This is a genomic window from Ruegeria sp. CDSC042 (assembly GCF_059610745.1).
Genome location: NZ_JBXWOF010000001.1, coordinates 37,630 through 50,728, shown reverse-complemented (window position 1 = coordinate 50,728; position 13,099 = coordinate 37,630). Strand labels below are relative to the sequence as shown.

Below are 13,099 nucleotides of genomic sequence, written 5' to 3'. Positions count from 1 at the left end.
GACTCTCTGCTAAATCGAATAAAGTAATAAATCGCAAATGGATTGGATCCCGCGCATGAAACAAGATGTTTTCGGACAGATGAACACTCTTTGCCATTCGGCCAGTGTCGAGGCGTGGAATGGTGTTCTGCTTGGTTTCATGGCGCATTCAGCTGTCACACCCCAGCATCTGGGCAAAGTGCTAGAGCTTGAGCCCGATTTCGCGCTTGGTCACGCCATCAAAGGTCTGTTCCTGGTCCTGCTGGGTCGGCGCGAGATGATGCCAGTTGCAGCGGAAGCGTTGAATGCTGCCAACACCGCTATGGATCGCCAACCGGTAACTGAGCGCGAGCGGCTTTATGTCGACGCGTTGGCCCTTTACCTGTCCGACCTGCCCTCACATGCAATCCAGAAGTTTGAAGAAATTCTGCGCCTCCACCCACAGGACTCGCTGGCGATGAAACTCAGCCACGCAACACGGTTTGTCTTGGGAGATGCCGCTGGTATGCGACGGTCGATCGAACGTGTCCTGCCCGCTTATGAACCCGACCACGCCGGTCGCGGATATCTTCTGGGGTGCCATTCCTTCGCGCTTGAGGAAACCGGGGCCTATGAAAAAGCCGAAATCGCCGGACGTCAGGCCCTGTGGATGGTGTCGGATGATGCCTGGGGCCTGCACGCAGTGGCCCATGTGCACGAGATGACCGGCAATGCGCAGCAAGGTCTTGATTGGCTGGCCGGACGCGAGGATGCCTGGGCGCATTGCAACAACTTCCGCTATCATGTCTGGTGGCACAAGGCGCTGATGCATCTGGACCTGGGCCAGGTCGATCAGGTTATGGAACTGTATGACCAGTATGTCCGGCAGGACAAAACCGACGATTACCGTGACATATCGAATGCCACGTCGCTTTTGTCCCGGCTCGAGCTTGAGGGCGTCAAAGTTGGAAACCGCTGGGAGGAACTGGCCGACCTCAGCGCCGCCCGGACCGAAGATGGCTGCCTGATCTTCGCCGATCTTCACTATCTGCTGGCCCTGACCGGCGACAACCGGACCGAAGCGACCGGCAAAATGCTGCAGCGCATCCAGAAAGATGCCCAGCGCAATCAGGGCGACACTCCGATCCGGATGTCGGATCCCGGTATTGCCGCAGCCAAAGGGCTTGAAGCTTTTGGCGACGGCCTTTACGGCGAAGCATTTGATTTCCTGTCGAATGCACGGGACGGAATGCAACTGGCCGGTGGTAGCCACGCCCAACGTGATGTATTCGAGCGCATCACTATTGATTCCGGCCTGCGTGCCGGCCGTTTGGATGCTGTCGAGCGCATTCTAGACGACCGCCGTGCCAAGCGGGCCGGGGGTGAGGACAATTATGCTATGGCGCGCCGCGCATTGATCGATGCGGCCCGCGATAACCAAGACGCACAAAGCGTTCCGGCAGAATAACAAAACAAAAAGACTGAAGAAGGACAGAACTCGTATGGCGACTCTATCGCCCGCTTCTGATTTTGCACCTGTGGCAGCCACCTCGGCCGCCCCTGTTAGTACGCGCGACCCGCGTCTGGATTTCTATCGCGGAATTGCGATGTTCATCATCCTGATTGCGCATATTCCCAACGACCCCTGGGCCAAGTGGATCCCTGCCCGGTTTGGTTTTTCGGATGCAACCGAGATTTTTGTTTTTTGTTCGGGCATGGCCTCGGCCATCGCCTTTGGCGGCGCGTTCCTGCGCAAGGGCTGGTGGATGGGCACTGCGCGGGTATCATACCGGATCTGGCAGGTTTACTGGGCGCATATCGGCCTGTTCTTCTTTGTCGCGATGACGATGGCTGCGCTGAATCAAACAGGCCTGTTTGAGAAGAACTACATCTCGTCCCTGAACCTGCAGCATTTCTTCAATGATCCTGCGCCGCAGATCGTCGGCCTGTTCACCCTGACCTACGTGCCGAATTATTTCGACATTCTACCCATGTATCTGGTGGTACTCGCAATGATGCCGCTGTTCATGGGCCTGTCCCGCATCGGATTCTGGGCGGTTGCAGCCACATCCGTTGCTATCTGGCTCGTGGCGCAGACCGACGTTCTGGACCTGCCTGCCGAGCCCTGGTCCGATCGTCAGTGGTTCTTTAACCCTTTTGGCTGGCAGTTGCTGTTCTTTACTGGCTTTGCATTCATGCGCGGCTGGATCCCAGCCCCTCCGGTGTCAAAAACGCTGATCTGGGCAGCGGCGCTGTTCCTGATCTTTTCAATGCCCTTCGGGTCGTGGAAAGTGTTCACATGGGTGAATGCCGCAGCCCCGGACTTGGCCGATGAAATCCGCAAAGTCTGGCCCATCACGAAGGAATTCCGCGACAAGACCGATTTCGGTCTGTTTCGCTACATGCATTTCCTGTCGCTGGCCTATCTGGGCTGGGTCGCTGCTGGCGAGCATGGACACCGCCTGATCGCAACCGGTCAGAGCGCTGGCGCCAAAGCTTGGCAAATCGTGCTGACCCTGGTCACCAAAGTGGGTCAGCAATCACTTGCCGTATTCGTATTTTCCATGGCAGCAGCACGACTTATCGGCGTTGGGCTCGATTTGTTTGGGCGGGATTTTGCCACTGTCTTTGTCGCTAATATGATTGGCTTTGCCATGATCATCAGCGTCGCCTATTTGGCTGCGTGGTTTAAGTCACAACCCTGGAAATCAAAGAAATGAAATTCACACGTCGCGCATTTCTGGCCACGACTTCGGCGCTTGCCTTCGCCCCGGCCACCTTTGCCGTGGGCGGAGAGGTCCCGTTTGACCGCAGTGACGTGATCTCGCTGGCGCGCGAGTTGGCCGCAAAGCCCTTTGCCGAGCGCAAGATGGTCCCGCAGGAATGGCAGGACCTGACCTATGAGCAATACCGCTCGATCCGGTTCCGCCTGGATCGTGCGCTTTGGTTCGAATCTGAAACGCCTTTCAACGTAGATTTCTTTACGCCCGGGCTTTATTTTCCGCGTACGGTTCAGGTCTCGACCGTCGAAAACGGCATGGCAAAACCCGTAGCCTTCGATCTGTCGATGTTTGACAAGTCGACCGAGGTTCCTCAGTTGCCCGTCGACGACACGCTGGGTTTTTCTGGCCTGCGCCTGCGGACTGAAATGCACCGCCCCGGAAAAACCGATGAGTTCTGTGTGTTTCAGGGCGCCAGTTATTTCCGGGCGATCGGCCTTCACGAGGTCTACGGCCTGTCGGCCCGGGGGCTGGCGCTTAAAACCGGCGATCCGGATGGTGAAGAATTTCCCGAATTCATTCGTTTCTGGCTGGAACGACCCAAGCCCGGTCAGCGCAATATGGTGGTTCACGCCCTGATGGACAGCCCCAGCGTGACCGGTGCCTATCGGTTCAACGTCACGGCCGGCGCGGATTGCGTTATGGAGGTCGAGGCGACGCTGTTCCCACGCACCGAGTTGACCCATGTCGGCATTGCACCCGGCACGTCGATGTTCCTGTTTGACCAGACCAATCACAGCCGTTTCGACGATTTCCGCCCTGCGGTGCATGACAGCGACGGACTGTTGATCCGCAACGGCGCTGGCGAGGTCCTGTGGCGGCCTTTGGCAAACCCGACCCGCCTGCAGTTCTCGTCCTTTGTTGACATGAACCCGCGCGGGTTTGGCCTGATGCAGCGGAAACGCGCGTTCTCGGATTATGCCGATCTTGAAGCGAGTTACCACAAACGCCCCGGCCTCTGGGTCGAACCAACTGGCGATTGGGGCAAAGGTGCGGTCACTCTGGTCGAGATCCCTGCCGATCAGGAAATCTACGACAATATCGTCGCCTATTGGCGTCCGATGGAGCCCTATGCGGCCGGGAGCCAGATGGACCTGTCCTACCGCCTGATCTGGGGTGAAGAACCACAGCGCACCCCGATGCCGCGTGTGATCAACACCGCGATGGGTGACAATACATTTGGCGAGGGCCGTCTGGCTGTGATCGACTTTGAGGCCAGCGAGCTATTCGACGAACCTGAGGCGATGACGATCTTTGTGGACTCGCCCCATGCAGAGACCTCGGAAGGCGTCCTTCAGCGCAACCCCGATACTGGCGGCCTGCGGTTGGCCTTTTCCTTCGTGCCGGGAGACCGGAACCATGTGGAACTGCGTGCGCAGTTGCTGAAAGACAAGCAGCCTGCCTCCGAAGTCTGGCTGTATCGTTGGACATCATGAGCAACGATCTGCATATCATGCCGCCTGAGGCACCCCTGGCGATGCCGGAGCAGAATTTCAGCGCTGGGTTCCGTGACGCTCAGGCGCCCCGCAGCAGGCAGGCATCTGCGGGATTCTGGCGTGCGCTGGCGTTCTCGCCTGCAATGGCGGCTACGCTGGGCATGCTGTGGGTCATGACCGACTGGTTCGGAGCCGAAGGGATCAATCTGATCGAAGCGATTCTGTTGGCTCTGATCTCATTCAACTTTTTCTGGATCTCTTTCACGGTCTGCACCGTGTTGTTGGGTATGATTTCCCTGTCGCGGCAGGAACAGCCCAAACGTCAGGGCCGCCCACAGGCGCTGCGCGTCGCGCTTCTTATGCCGGTCTATAATGAAGTACCCTGGAACGTACTGGGCAACGCCCGCACCATGCTGGAAGACCTGCGCGCGCGGGATGGTCAACACCACTATGCGATGTTCATCCTCTCGGACACGCGCAACCCCGAGATCGCGGCGCAAGAGCAGGCAAGTGTCGAGGCGTTGCGCACCACCCTCGCCCCTGGGCTTGAGCTGTACTACCGCCGCCGCGAACAGAACACAGACCGCAAGGTCGGCAATATCGCCGATTGGGTCAGCCGCTGGGGCGCGGATTGGGATGCGATGCTGGTGCTGGATGCCGACAGCCTGATGACCGGCCGCGCCATCCTGCGCCTGACGGATTCCTTGGCACGTGACCCGGGCGCAGGCCTGATTCAGAGCTACCCTCAGTTAATTGGCGCTCAGTCGGTTTTTGCTCGGATGCAGCAATTTGCCAATGGTGTTTATGGTATCGCCTTCGCCGAAGGTCTAGCCCGCTGGTGTGGTCAGGAAGGCAACTATTGGGGCCATAACGCGATTATCCGCACCAAAGCGTTTGCCAACTGCGCCGGGCTGCCGAAACTGCGCGCGATGAATGGTCAGGAAAAGCTGATCATGAGCCACGATTTCGTCGAGGCCGGCCTCATGCGTCGCGCCGGATGGGGCGTGCGGTTCCTACCGCGCATCCGAGGATCCTATGAAGAAACCCCACCAACGCTGATCGACCATGCGCTGCGCGACCGGCGCTGGTGTCAGGGCAATTTGCAGCACCTGAAGTTGCTGGGCTCAACCGGTTTCCGCGCTGTATCGCGGTTCCATATGTTCCACGGCGCAGTCGGGTATCTGATGTCGCCGCTGTGGTTTGCCTTGCTGGTGATGTGGGCGCTGATTGGTCAGGGCGAGGATGCCTCGGTTCTGCATTATTTCAGCCCCGACAATCCGCTGTTCCCGCAATGGCCCGAGATGTCGGAAACCCGCCACGTGCTGATCATTCTGGTCATGTATGCCATGTTGCTGGCCCCCAAAGTGTTGGGCGTGCTGGCCCTGCCCCTCAGCGGTGTGCGCTATGCCGATTTCGGTGGCGCGGGCAAATTCATGACCTCATTCATCTCAGAGGTTATCCTGTCGATCCTCTATGCCCCGATCCTGATGGTGCAGCAGATGATCGCCGTGTTCAGGACTGTTTTTGGAGTTCAAAAGGGCTGGTCCCCTCAGGCGCGCGATGGTGGCAGCTATGGCCTGCGGACGCTGATCATGTGTCACACTCTGGAAACTGTCAGCGGTATCGCCCTGGGCGCTGGTATCCTGTCGGGTCTGGTGTCGATCTGGCTGGCACCGATTGCAATCAGCCTGGCCTTTGCAATCCCGCTTTCGGCGCTCAGCGGTGTCTCAACCTCACCCGCGCGGCGCATGGTCGGGATGAAAGAGGATGTTCAGGAACCTGCAATCACCCGGTCGGCCCGTCGCCACAGGGATGAGCTAAAGCGTCTGGTTGAAGGCAAAACCGTAATGACTCCTGCCGAGTAAACGCTGTGATCAGCCGCCCGGCAGGCCTTCGTACCAATCCACCATCATATCCGACCATCCCTGCGGCACGTTGTGGCCACCGGGGAAAAGCGCGAATTCCAACATCGCGCCATCGGCACATCCAGTCCATCTGCGGCGCATAAACTGCCCGGTCGCGGAAAATCCGCTGGGTTTGGTATCGACGCATTCATTTGCGACCCGCCAAATTTCCAGACCGGCAAAGATATCGCCCTGATGGAATCGACCACCGCCCAAAAGGCGCCCTTCCAGCGGGACTACATTGTCGGTCCAGCCATGGGTGTGAAACATGCGCACCGGGCCATCACAGGCCTCGGGATGCGGTCGCCAAAACCCACCTGAAACCGGAGCATAGGCCGAAAACGTATCCGGCGCCGCGCAGGCGAGGTAATAGACCATGAAGGCCCCCGCAGAAAACCCGCCCAACACGACGCGGTCATCATCGACCCCGAACCGGTCCGACGCATCCTGAACCACCTCGCGCAGAAAAGCCGTTTCGTCACGCCCTTCCCAACCCGGGAAGAAATTCCAGCTTTGGCGGCCGTTACGCTCGGACCCCTCCGGTGCCATAACCGCATATCCGCGAGCAAGCAGAGGATCAACCATACTGCGGTTCTTCATCGTTCCGGTCGCAGTCCCGCCATAACCGTGCAGAAACACCACCAGCGGTGGGTTTTCGGTTTCGGGAAGTTCGATATGGTACCCACCCGACGGCGTTTCGCACATGTCTTCCTGATCGACACAGGCGGCCATTCCTGCCTTACAGATCACGGCCATCCCGACCGACAGAAACAAGCTTCGGATCATTCTGCTTTCCCATCATAGTGTTGAACCGGCAGGCCTGCCCGGACCCAGCCCGGCCCTGCTGCTGAGCCTAACATACCCTCGGGCACGTCGATGATATTTGCGAACCCCGCCTCGGACAGCCGGTTGCTCAGCCGGGCCGAGCGCACACCGCGCGCGCAGATCAGGGCGATTGGGGCATCGAGGTCTCCGCCGACAATCTGCAGCAGCGCCTCATCAAAATCATCGCGACGCATGTCTAGGGGATGCGCGCCTTCGCCCACGCCTGAGGCATCCCATTCGCGTGGGGTACGGATGTCCACCAAAAATATATCTCCAAGCCTAGCTTGCTGATGCGCATCCCCGACACTGATCCGACCGCCCGCATAGCTCTGCGGGATCAGGCGGTATTCACGGATTGCAAAACCGCCCAGAACAGCAGCCGCACCAAACAGCAGAACCTTTCGCCGTGTCCGGTTTGCCCCAGCAGCCACTGTAATCCCTCCTGATCCGATGCGGTCCTATGTATCACAGCAGCTTATCCAGTTCCGTGTCGAAATTAACCTGCCTGTTCAAGTTCGTGTCATCGCCGCTTTACCTGTACCATCCTCTGCCTTGGGGCCCCTGAACAGGCAGAATGGCTTGCAATCGCTGGACACTCCGCGAATTATCCTTACAAAATCAATAGCACTTTTGACCGCCCAGACCGGAGTATCGCAGTTGTCCCTATTCCTCATCGCGGCCCTTCCCTTCCTCGGAGCTGTATTCCCAGCCCTTTTGATCCGGGCTGGACGAAACGCAGCAGCCTCGGCCGCTGGGTTGACCACTTTTCTGGCGCTGATGGGGCTGTTGATTCACATCCCAACCGTGATGCGCGGCGAGGTCGTTACCGCCCGGTTCGACTGGATTCCGGCACTGGGCCTAAACGCCAATTTCATGTTGGACGGCCTTGGGTTTCTGTTCGCGCTGCTGATCCTTGGCATCGGTTTGCTGATCATCCTCTACGCCCGGTTCTATCTCTCGCGCGAAGACCCGATGGGGCAGTTTTACACCTATTTGCTGCTGTTTCAGGGAGCGATGGTGGGAATCGTTCTGTCGGACAATATCCTGCTTTTGCTGATATTCTGGGAACTTACCTCGCTTAGTTCATTCCTTTTGATCGGATATTGGAAACACCTCCCCGAGGGACGACAGGGCGCGCGTATGGCGCTGGCTGTGACCGGCTCTGGCGGCTTGGCGATGATTGCGGGGATGCTGATCCTGGGCAATATCGTTGGCTCTTATGACCTAAGCGTCATTCTCCAGAACAAAGAGCTGATCCAGTCTTCACCCTATTACATGCCAGCGCTGATCCTGATTTTGCTGGGGTGTTTCACCAAATCGGCACAGTTCCCCTTCCATTTCTGGCTGCCACACGCGATGGCCGCCCCTACGCCAGTATCAGCCTATCTGCACTCGGCCACGATGGTGAAGGCAGGGTTGTTCCTGATGGCCCGCATGTGGCCCGTTCTGGCGGGGACTGATGCGTGGTTCTACATTGTGTCCACAACCGGCCTGGTAACCATGCTGATCGGGGCCTGCATCGCCCTGTTCAAAGATGATCTCAAGGCGCTGCTGGCGTTTTCGACCGTGTCGCATCTGGGTCTGATAACCATGCTGCTGGGGTTTGGAACCAAGATTGCCGCCGTTGCTGCCATCTTCCACATCATCAACCATGCGACGTTCAAAGCAGCCCTGTTTATGACCGCCGGGATCGTGGATCACGAGGCCGGGACCCGCGACATCAAGCGACTGGGCGGATTGCGCCATTTGATGCCAATCACCTTCACCATCGGGACGATTGCCGCACTTTCCATGGCCGGTCTACCTCCGCTGAACGGGTTTCTGTCCAAGGAGATGATGCTGGAGGAAACGGTCCACACAACCTGGCTGCATTCGCATTATCTTGTGCCCGGACTGGCGCTGCTGGCGGCCTTGTTCTCTGCAGCCTATTCGTTCCGCTTTGTTGGTCACGTGTTCCTTGGTCCAGTACGCGACGATTACCCAACCCATCCACATGACCCACCGGCCGGGCTTTGGCTTGCACCCGCTTTCCTGGTCGTGCTTGTCGTCCTGATCGGTCTTTATTCCAACGCTATCGTAGGTCCGCTGGTGGCGGTTGTTTCAAGTGCGGTAATCGGGGGCGAGAAGCTGCCCTATTATTCGCTGAAGCTCTGGCACGGGTTTACGCCTGCCCTGTACATGTCCGCCTTCGCCACGCTGGGTGGCCTGGCCTTGCTGACACAGCATCGGCGCGGTGAGTTTATCTGGAATGCGCTGCCCAGACCCGAGGCGAAAACCATTTTTGACGCAGTGATCGCTGCGCTTACGACAACCAGCCGCTGGGTTACAGATACTCTGCATAATGGGGTCCTCAGCCGGTATGCGGCCATCCTGATCGTCTTTACGGTTGGGCTGGGATATTACGCATTCGCAACCGGATCTATTGGCGTTGAAACACGCACGCCCCTACCCGTTCAGATCATTCCGTTCATTGGCTGGATCTGCCTGATCGCCGCGACGCTGGCCATCATGTGGTTCCACCGCAACCGGCTGCTGTCCTTGGTGCTGATCGGAGTCGTTGGCCTGATCGTCTCGATGGCGTTCAACTATCTGTCCGCCCCTGATTTGGCCCTGACGCAGATCTCGGTCGAGGTGGTGACGATGATCCTGCTGTTGCTGTCGCTGAACTTCCTGCCCACGGACACACCCTGGGACAGCAGCGCGGCGCGGCGTTGGCGGGATGCGGCAATTTCGGTCGTGGCAGGCATAGGATCAGGTGCGTTGATCTACGCGTTGATGCTGCGGGATTTCGGTTTCCCGAGCATTTCCGAATTCCATCTGGCCAACTCGTATAAGGGCGGCGGAGGCACCAATGTGGTCAACGTGATCCTGGTGGATTTCCGTGGCTTTGATACCTTCGGCGAAATCATCGTTCTGGGCATTGCCGCCCTGATCATCTTTGCCCTGACCGAGGCGGTTCTGGAAACCAATGTCCGGGGGTATTTGCTGAACCGTAAACCGCACTGGCCGCAATCGGGTGACTCTCATCCGTTGATGATGGTCGTGGCGACAAGAGTGATGATGCCGATCGCGCTGATGGTCGGGGCCTATATCTTTTTCCGCGGCCATAACCAACCAGGAGGAGGGTTCATCGCCGGTCTGGTCGTCGCCATCGCCTATCTGATGCAATATATGGCCAGCGGCTATACCTGGGCCATCGAACGGCAACGGTTCTATTATCACGGCACAATCGGCTGGGGCGTTCTGATCGCCGCAGCAACTGGAATTGGCGCATGGTTCAATGAACGTCCCTTCCTGACCAGCGATTTCGGATATCTGAACTGGCCGCCGCTGGAAGAGTTCGAATGGGCAACCGCCATGCTGTTCGATACCGGCGTGTTCCTTGCGGTTTTGGGCGCGGTGATGCTGGCACTGGATAGCCTGTCCCGCTTGGCCTGGCAGCCCGGCATGGCGCAGGAATTCCCAATGGATATCAACCCGCTGCGGGACGATCCGCCCGAAGAAGAACAAGAAGAAAAGGAGCAGGTCTGATGGAAGCGCTCGTAGCCTCTGCGGTTGGCGTGATGACCGCCGCCGGGATTTTCCTGATCCTGCGTCGCCGGACTTTTCCAGTCATTCTGGGACTGTCTCTACTGACCTATGCGGTGAACGTCTTTTTGTTTGCCACCGGGCGGCTGGCTTTGGACGCGCCGCCGGTTCTGAACAAATATGAAGAGGTCGCCTATACCGACCCCTTGCCGCAGGCCCTGGTGCTGACCGCCATCGTGATTTCATTCGGGATGACTGCGGTGATCGTGATGATCTCGCTTTCGGCTTACCTGTCGGCCAAGGATGACCACATCGACATGGCCGCTCATGACAATACGGACGCGCCGGGAGAAGACGCATGAACCATTGGATCGTTGCGCCAGTCGTCCTGCCCGCGATTCTGGCTCCGTTCATCATCATGGTCCTGCGATACCACCTTGATTTGCAGCGCATATTCTCGGTCGCCGGTGTCGTGGCACTGCTTGGCATCGCCCTGACAATCACCGCACAGGCCGCAGGTGGAGACATTCTGGTCTATGAGTTGGGCAACTGGCCAGCGCCCTTTGGAATCGTGCTGGTGCTGGATCGGTTATCTGCCATGATGGTCTTGCTGACCGCGCTTTTAGCCCTTCCGATAGTGCTTTATTCGATTGCCTCCGGATGGGATGCACGCGGCAAGCACTTTCATCCCTTATTCCACTTTCAGCTTATGGGCGTATGCGGTGCCTTTCTGACAGGTGACGCCTTTAACCTGTTCGTGTTCTTCGAGGTATTGCTGATCGCGTCCTACGGTTTGATGACGCACGGCGGTGGAGCCGTTCGGCTCAAGGCAGGCGTGCAATATGTCGCCTACAACCTTTTGGGCTCAACGCTGTTTTTGTTTGCCCTTGGCACGCTCTATTCAGTGACCGGCACGCTGAACATGGCGGATATGGCTGTACGGATTGCCGAGCTTCCGCTCGAAGACACCGCTCTGATAAGAGTGGGTGCTGCCCTGTTGCTGCTGGTATTCTGCATTAAGGCTGCAGTTCTGCCGCTGCATTTCTGGCTACCGGCCAGCTATGCGAATGCTCCTATGCCAGTTGCCGCGCTGTTTGCGATCATGACAAAGGTCGGGGCGTACTCGATCTTGCGCATGTACACGCTTGGCTTTGGCCCCGAGGTTTTGGTTGCGCATGATCTTGTGATCAACTGGCTGCAACCTGCCGCTTTGGTAACTTTGGCGGTTGGTACAATCGGCATATTGGGCTCACGACACATCGCGCGCCTTGTGGCTTTTTGCGCCATCGCGTCAATGGGTACCCTGCTGATCGCAATTTCCCTGTTCACCGAAACGGCCACTGCTGCCGCTTTGTTCTATATTTATCATTCGACACTGGCGACGGCACTGTTGTTCCTGATTGCTGATCTGGTGATCGAGCGGCGCGGAGGCGCAATTGCCCCAAAGCACCCAATGGCACAGACCGGACTGATTTCCGCACTGTTCTTTATTGGTGCGATTGCTTTGGCCGGGATGCCGCCCCTTTCCGGGTTCATTGGCAAACTGCTGGTCCTGGACGCCGCGCGAGATGCACCAGACGCAAATACGGTCTGGGCTGTGGTATTGATCGGCTCATTTGTAACTATAGTAGGACTGGCCCGCGCCGGAACTTTGATCTTTTGGAAAAGCCATGACGCCAGCTTGGCCACCGACCAAGCCGATACAACTGACGGCGAGACCGCCTTTCAGGCAGCCCCGGAACCTTCGCCCGGGTTGGCCTTCACGTCAGTATTTGCTTTGATCATCGGTCTGGTCATGCTGACATTGTTTGCCGGGCCTGCAATGAACTACGCTACCAGCACAGCGGAACAGTTGTTTGCACCCGAAAACTACATCTCGGCCGTGTTAGGGGTGGAAGAATGAAAAAACTGCTTCACCGGATATTCCCGCACCCGCATCTGACTTTCCTGCTGACGGTCGTGTGGATTTTGCTGGCAAACACACCATCGCTGAATTCACTGGTGTTTGGCCTTGTGCTGGGGATTATCATCCCCTTCGTCACACAGCCGTATTGGCCAGACCGGCCCGTTCTTCGGAATTGGCCGATGATCACCGAATACATATTGGTGGTTCTATGGGACATTGTTGTCGCCAATATGACAGTTGCCAGGATCATCCTGTTCAAACGGGATTCCGACCGTGAACCGAACTGGGTCTGCATTCCGCTGGAACTGCGCACACCCGAAGCGATTACGGTTCTGGCCGGGACAATCACCATGACCCCCGGCACCGTCAGTTGCGATTTGTCAGCGCAGGGTCACAACTTACTGGTACACTGCCTCGATGCGCCAAACCCGGACGAAGTACGGGATCAGATCAAGCAACGATACGAGCGCAGGCTAAAGGAGATTTTCGAATGATCGAGCTAGCAATCTACTTTGCCTTTGCCTGTTTCGGCGCAGCCATCATGATGTGTCTGTGGCGGATCATTACCGCCGATGGTGTGGGCACACGCGTTCTGGCGCTGGACACGATGGTGATCAACACCATCGCCCTTATGGTGCTTTACGGGCTGTTTCTGGGGACCGAGATTTTCTTCGAGGCCGCCATGATCATCGCAATGCTCGGCTTTGTCTCAACCGTTGCCTACGCGCGCTTTATGCTGCGCGGCAATATCATCGAGTGAGG

11 protein-coding genes are annotated in these 13,099 nt (G+C 57.7%); 9 read left to right on the top strand and 2 right to left on the bottom strand.

The annotated features are described in order from the left end of the window. Positions 1 to 55: 55 nt before the first annotated feature. Genes AC2FHX_RS00235 through mdoH form a run of 4 tightly spaced genes read left to right on the top strand, consistent with a single transcriptional unit; the run spans position 56 to position 6,039 of the window. Positions 56 to 1,426: a tetratricopeptide repeat protein gene (locus AC2FHX_RS00235; RefSeq protein WP_271947985.1), complete on the top strand. Its 1,371-nt coding sequence runs from the start codon at positions 56 to 58 to the stop codon at positions 1,424 to 1,426. 34 nt (positions 1,427 to 1,460) lie between these two features. Then, entirely contained in the window at positions 1,461 to 2,678 is a 1,218-nt protein-coding gene (locus tag AC2FHX_RS00230; protein WP_281994375.1) for an OpgC family protein, read from the top strand. Continuing rightward, positions 2,675 to 4,174 (top strand): OpgD/OpgG family glucan biosynthesis protein, encoded by a 1,500-nt coding sequence (locus AC2FHX_RS00225; RefSeq protein ID WP_496700611.1) that lies wholly within the window; start codon positions 2,675 to 2,677, stop codon positions 4,172 to 4,174. The genes AC2FHX_RS00230 and AC2FHX_RS00225 overlap by 4 nt, the downstream gene beginning before the upstream one ends. Then, positions 4,171 to 6,039: a glucans biosynthesis glucosyltransferase MdoH gene (mdoH, locus tag AC2FHX_RS00220; protein ID WP_496700612.1), complete on the top strand. Its 1,869-nt coding sequence runs from the start codon at positions 4,171 to 4,173 to the stop codon at positions 6,037 to 6,039. Before AC2FHX_RS00225 ends, mdoH begins: the two co-directional genes overlap by 4 nt. A gap of 9 nt (positions 6,040 to 6,048) precedes the next feature. On the opposite strand, the gene AC2FHX_RS00215 is transcribed toward mdoH, so the two are convergent. Together AC2FHX_RS00215 and AC2FHX_RS00210 are read right to left on the bottom strand one after the other, a co-directional pair. After that, the gene (locus AC2FHX_RS00215; protein ID WP_496700613.1) at positions 6,049 to 6,864 is read right to left on the bottom strand and encodes a CE1 family esterase; all 816 of its coding nucleotides are present in this window, start codon (positions 6,862 to 6,864) and stop codon (positions 6,049 to 6,051) included. Next, entirely contained in the window at positions 6,861 to 7,334 is a 474-nt protein-coding gene (locus AC2FHX_RS00210) for a rhodanese-like domain-containing protein (RefSeq protein WP_496700614.1), read from the bottom strand. Before AC2FHX_RS00210 ends, AC2FHX_RS00215 begins: the two co-directional genes overlap by 4 nt. 226 nt (positions 7,335 to 7,560) lie before the next feature. Here AC2FHX_RS00210 and AC2FHX_RS00205 point away from each other — a divergent pair, with 226 nt between their 5' ends. Genes AC2FHX_RS00205 through AC2FHX_RS00185 form a run of 5 tightly spaced genes read left to right on the top strand, consistent with a single transcriptional unit; the run spans position 7,561 to position 13,097 of the window. Further along, complete coding sequence (locus tag AC2FHX_RS00205; protein WP_496700641.1) at positions 7,561 to 10,434, top strand: monovalent cation/H+ antiporter subunit A; 2,874 nt, start codon at positions 7,561 to 7,563, stop codon at positions 10,432 to 10,434. Next, positions 10,434 to 10,793: a Na+/H+ antiporter subunit C gene (locus tag AC2FHX_RS00200; RefSeq protein WP_142632852.1), complete on the top strand. Its 360-nt coding sequence runs from the start codon at positions 10,434 to 10,436 to the stop codon at positions 10,791 to 10,793. Before AC2FHX_RS00205 ends, AC2FHX_RS00200 begins: the two co-directional genes overlap by 1 nt. After that, positions 10,790 to 12,334 (top strand): monovalent cation/H+ antiporter subunit D, encoded by a 1,545-nt coding sequence (locus tag AC2FHX_RS00195; RefSeq protein WP_271947996.1) that lies wholly within the window; start codon positions 10,790 to 10,792, stop codon positions 12,332 to 12,334. The genes AC2FHX_RS00200 and AC2FHX_RS00195 overlap by 4 nt, the downstream gene beginning before the upstream one ends. Next, a complete protein-coding gene (locus AC2FHX_RS00190; protein ID WP_496692434.1) occupies positions 12,331 to 12,831 on the top strand; it encodes a Na+/H+ antiporter subunit E in 501 nt (166 codons plus the stop codon). Before AC2FHX_RS00195 ends, AC2FHX_RS00190 begins: the two co-directional genes overlap by 4 nt. Then, on the top strand, positions 12,828 to 13,097 hold the full coding sequence (locus tag AC2FHX_RS00185; RefSeq protein WP_142632846.1) for a K+/H+ antiporter subunit F: 270 nt from the start codon (positions 12,828 to 12,830) through the stop codon (positions 13,095 to 13,097). Before AC2FHX_RS00190 ends, AC2FHX_RS00185 begins: the two co-directional genes overlap by 4 nt. Positions 13,098 to 13,099: the final 2 nt, after the last annotated feature.

Bases quoted from the DNA above. Each gene is read 5' to 3' on its own strand.
- AC2FHX_RS00235 (WP_271947985.1), top strand. From the start codon at position 56: ATGAAACAAGATGTTTTCGGACAGATGAACACTCTTTGCCATTCGGCC.
- AC2FHX_RS00230 (WP_281994375.1), top strand. From the start codon at position 1,461: ATGGCGACTCTATCGCCCGCTTCTGATTTTGCACCTGTGGCAGCCACC.
- AC2FHX_RS00225 (WP_496700611.1), top strand. From the start codon at position 2,675: ATGAAATTCACACGTCGCGCATTTCTGGCCACGACTTCGGCGCTTGCC.
- mdoH (WP_496700612.1), top strand. From the start codon at position 4,171: ATGAGCAACGATCTGCATATCATGCCGCCTGAGGCACCCCTGGCGATG.
- AC2FHX_RS00215 (WP_496700613.1), bottom strand. From the start codon at position 6,864: ATGATCCGAAGCTTGTTTCTGTCGGTCGGGATGGCCGTGATCTGTAAG.
- AC2FHX_RS00200 (WP_142632852.1), top strand. From the start codon at position 10,434: ATGGAAGCGCTCGTAGCCTCTGCGGTTGGCGTGATGACCGCCGCCGGG.
- AC2FHX_RS00195 (WP_271947996.1), top strand. From the start codon at position 10,790: ATGAACCATTGGATCGTTGCGCCAGTCGTCCTGCCCGCGATTCTGGCT.
- AC2FHX_RS00190 (WP_496692434.1), top strand. From the start codon at position 12,331: ATGAAAAAACTGCTTCACCGGATATTCCCGCACCCGCATCTGACTTTC.
- AC2FHX_RS00185 (WP_142632846.1), top strand. From the start codon at position 12,828: ATGATCGAGCTAGCAATCTACTTTGCCTTTGCCTGTTTCGGCGCAGCC.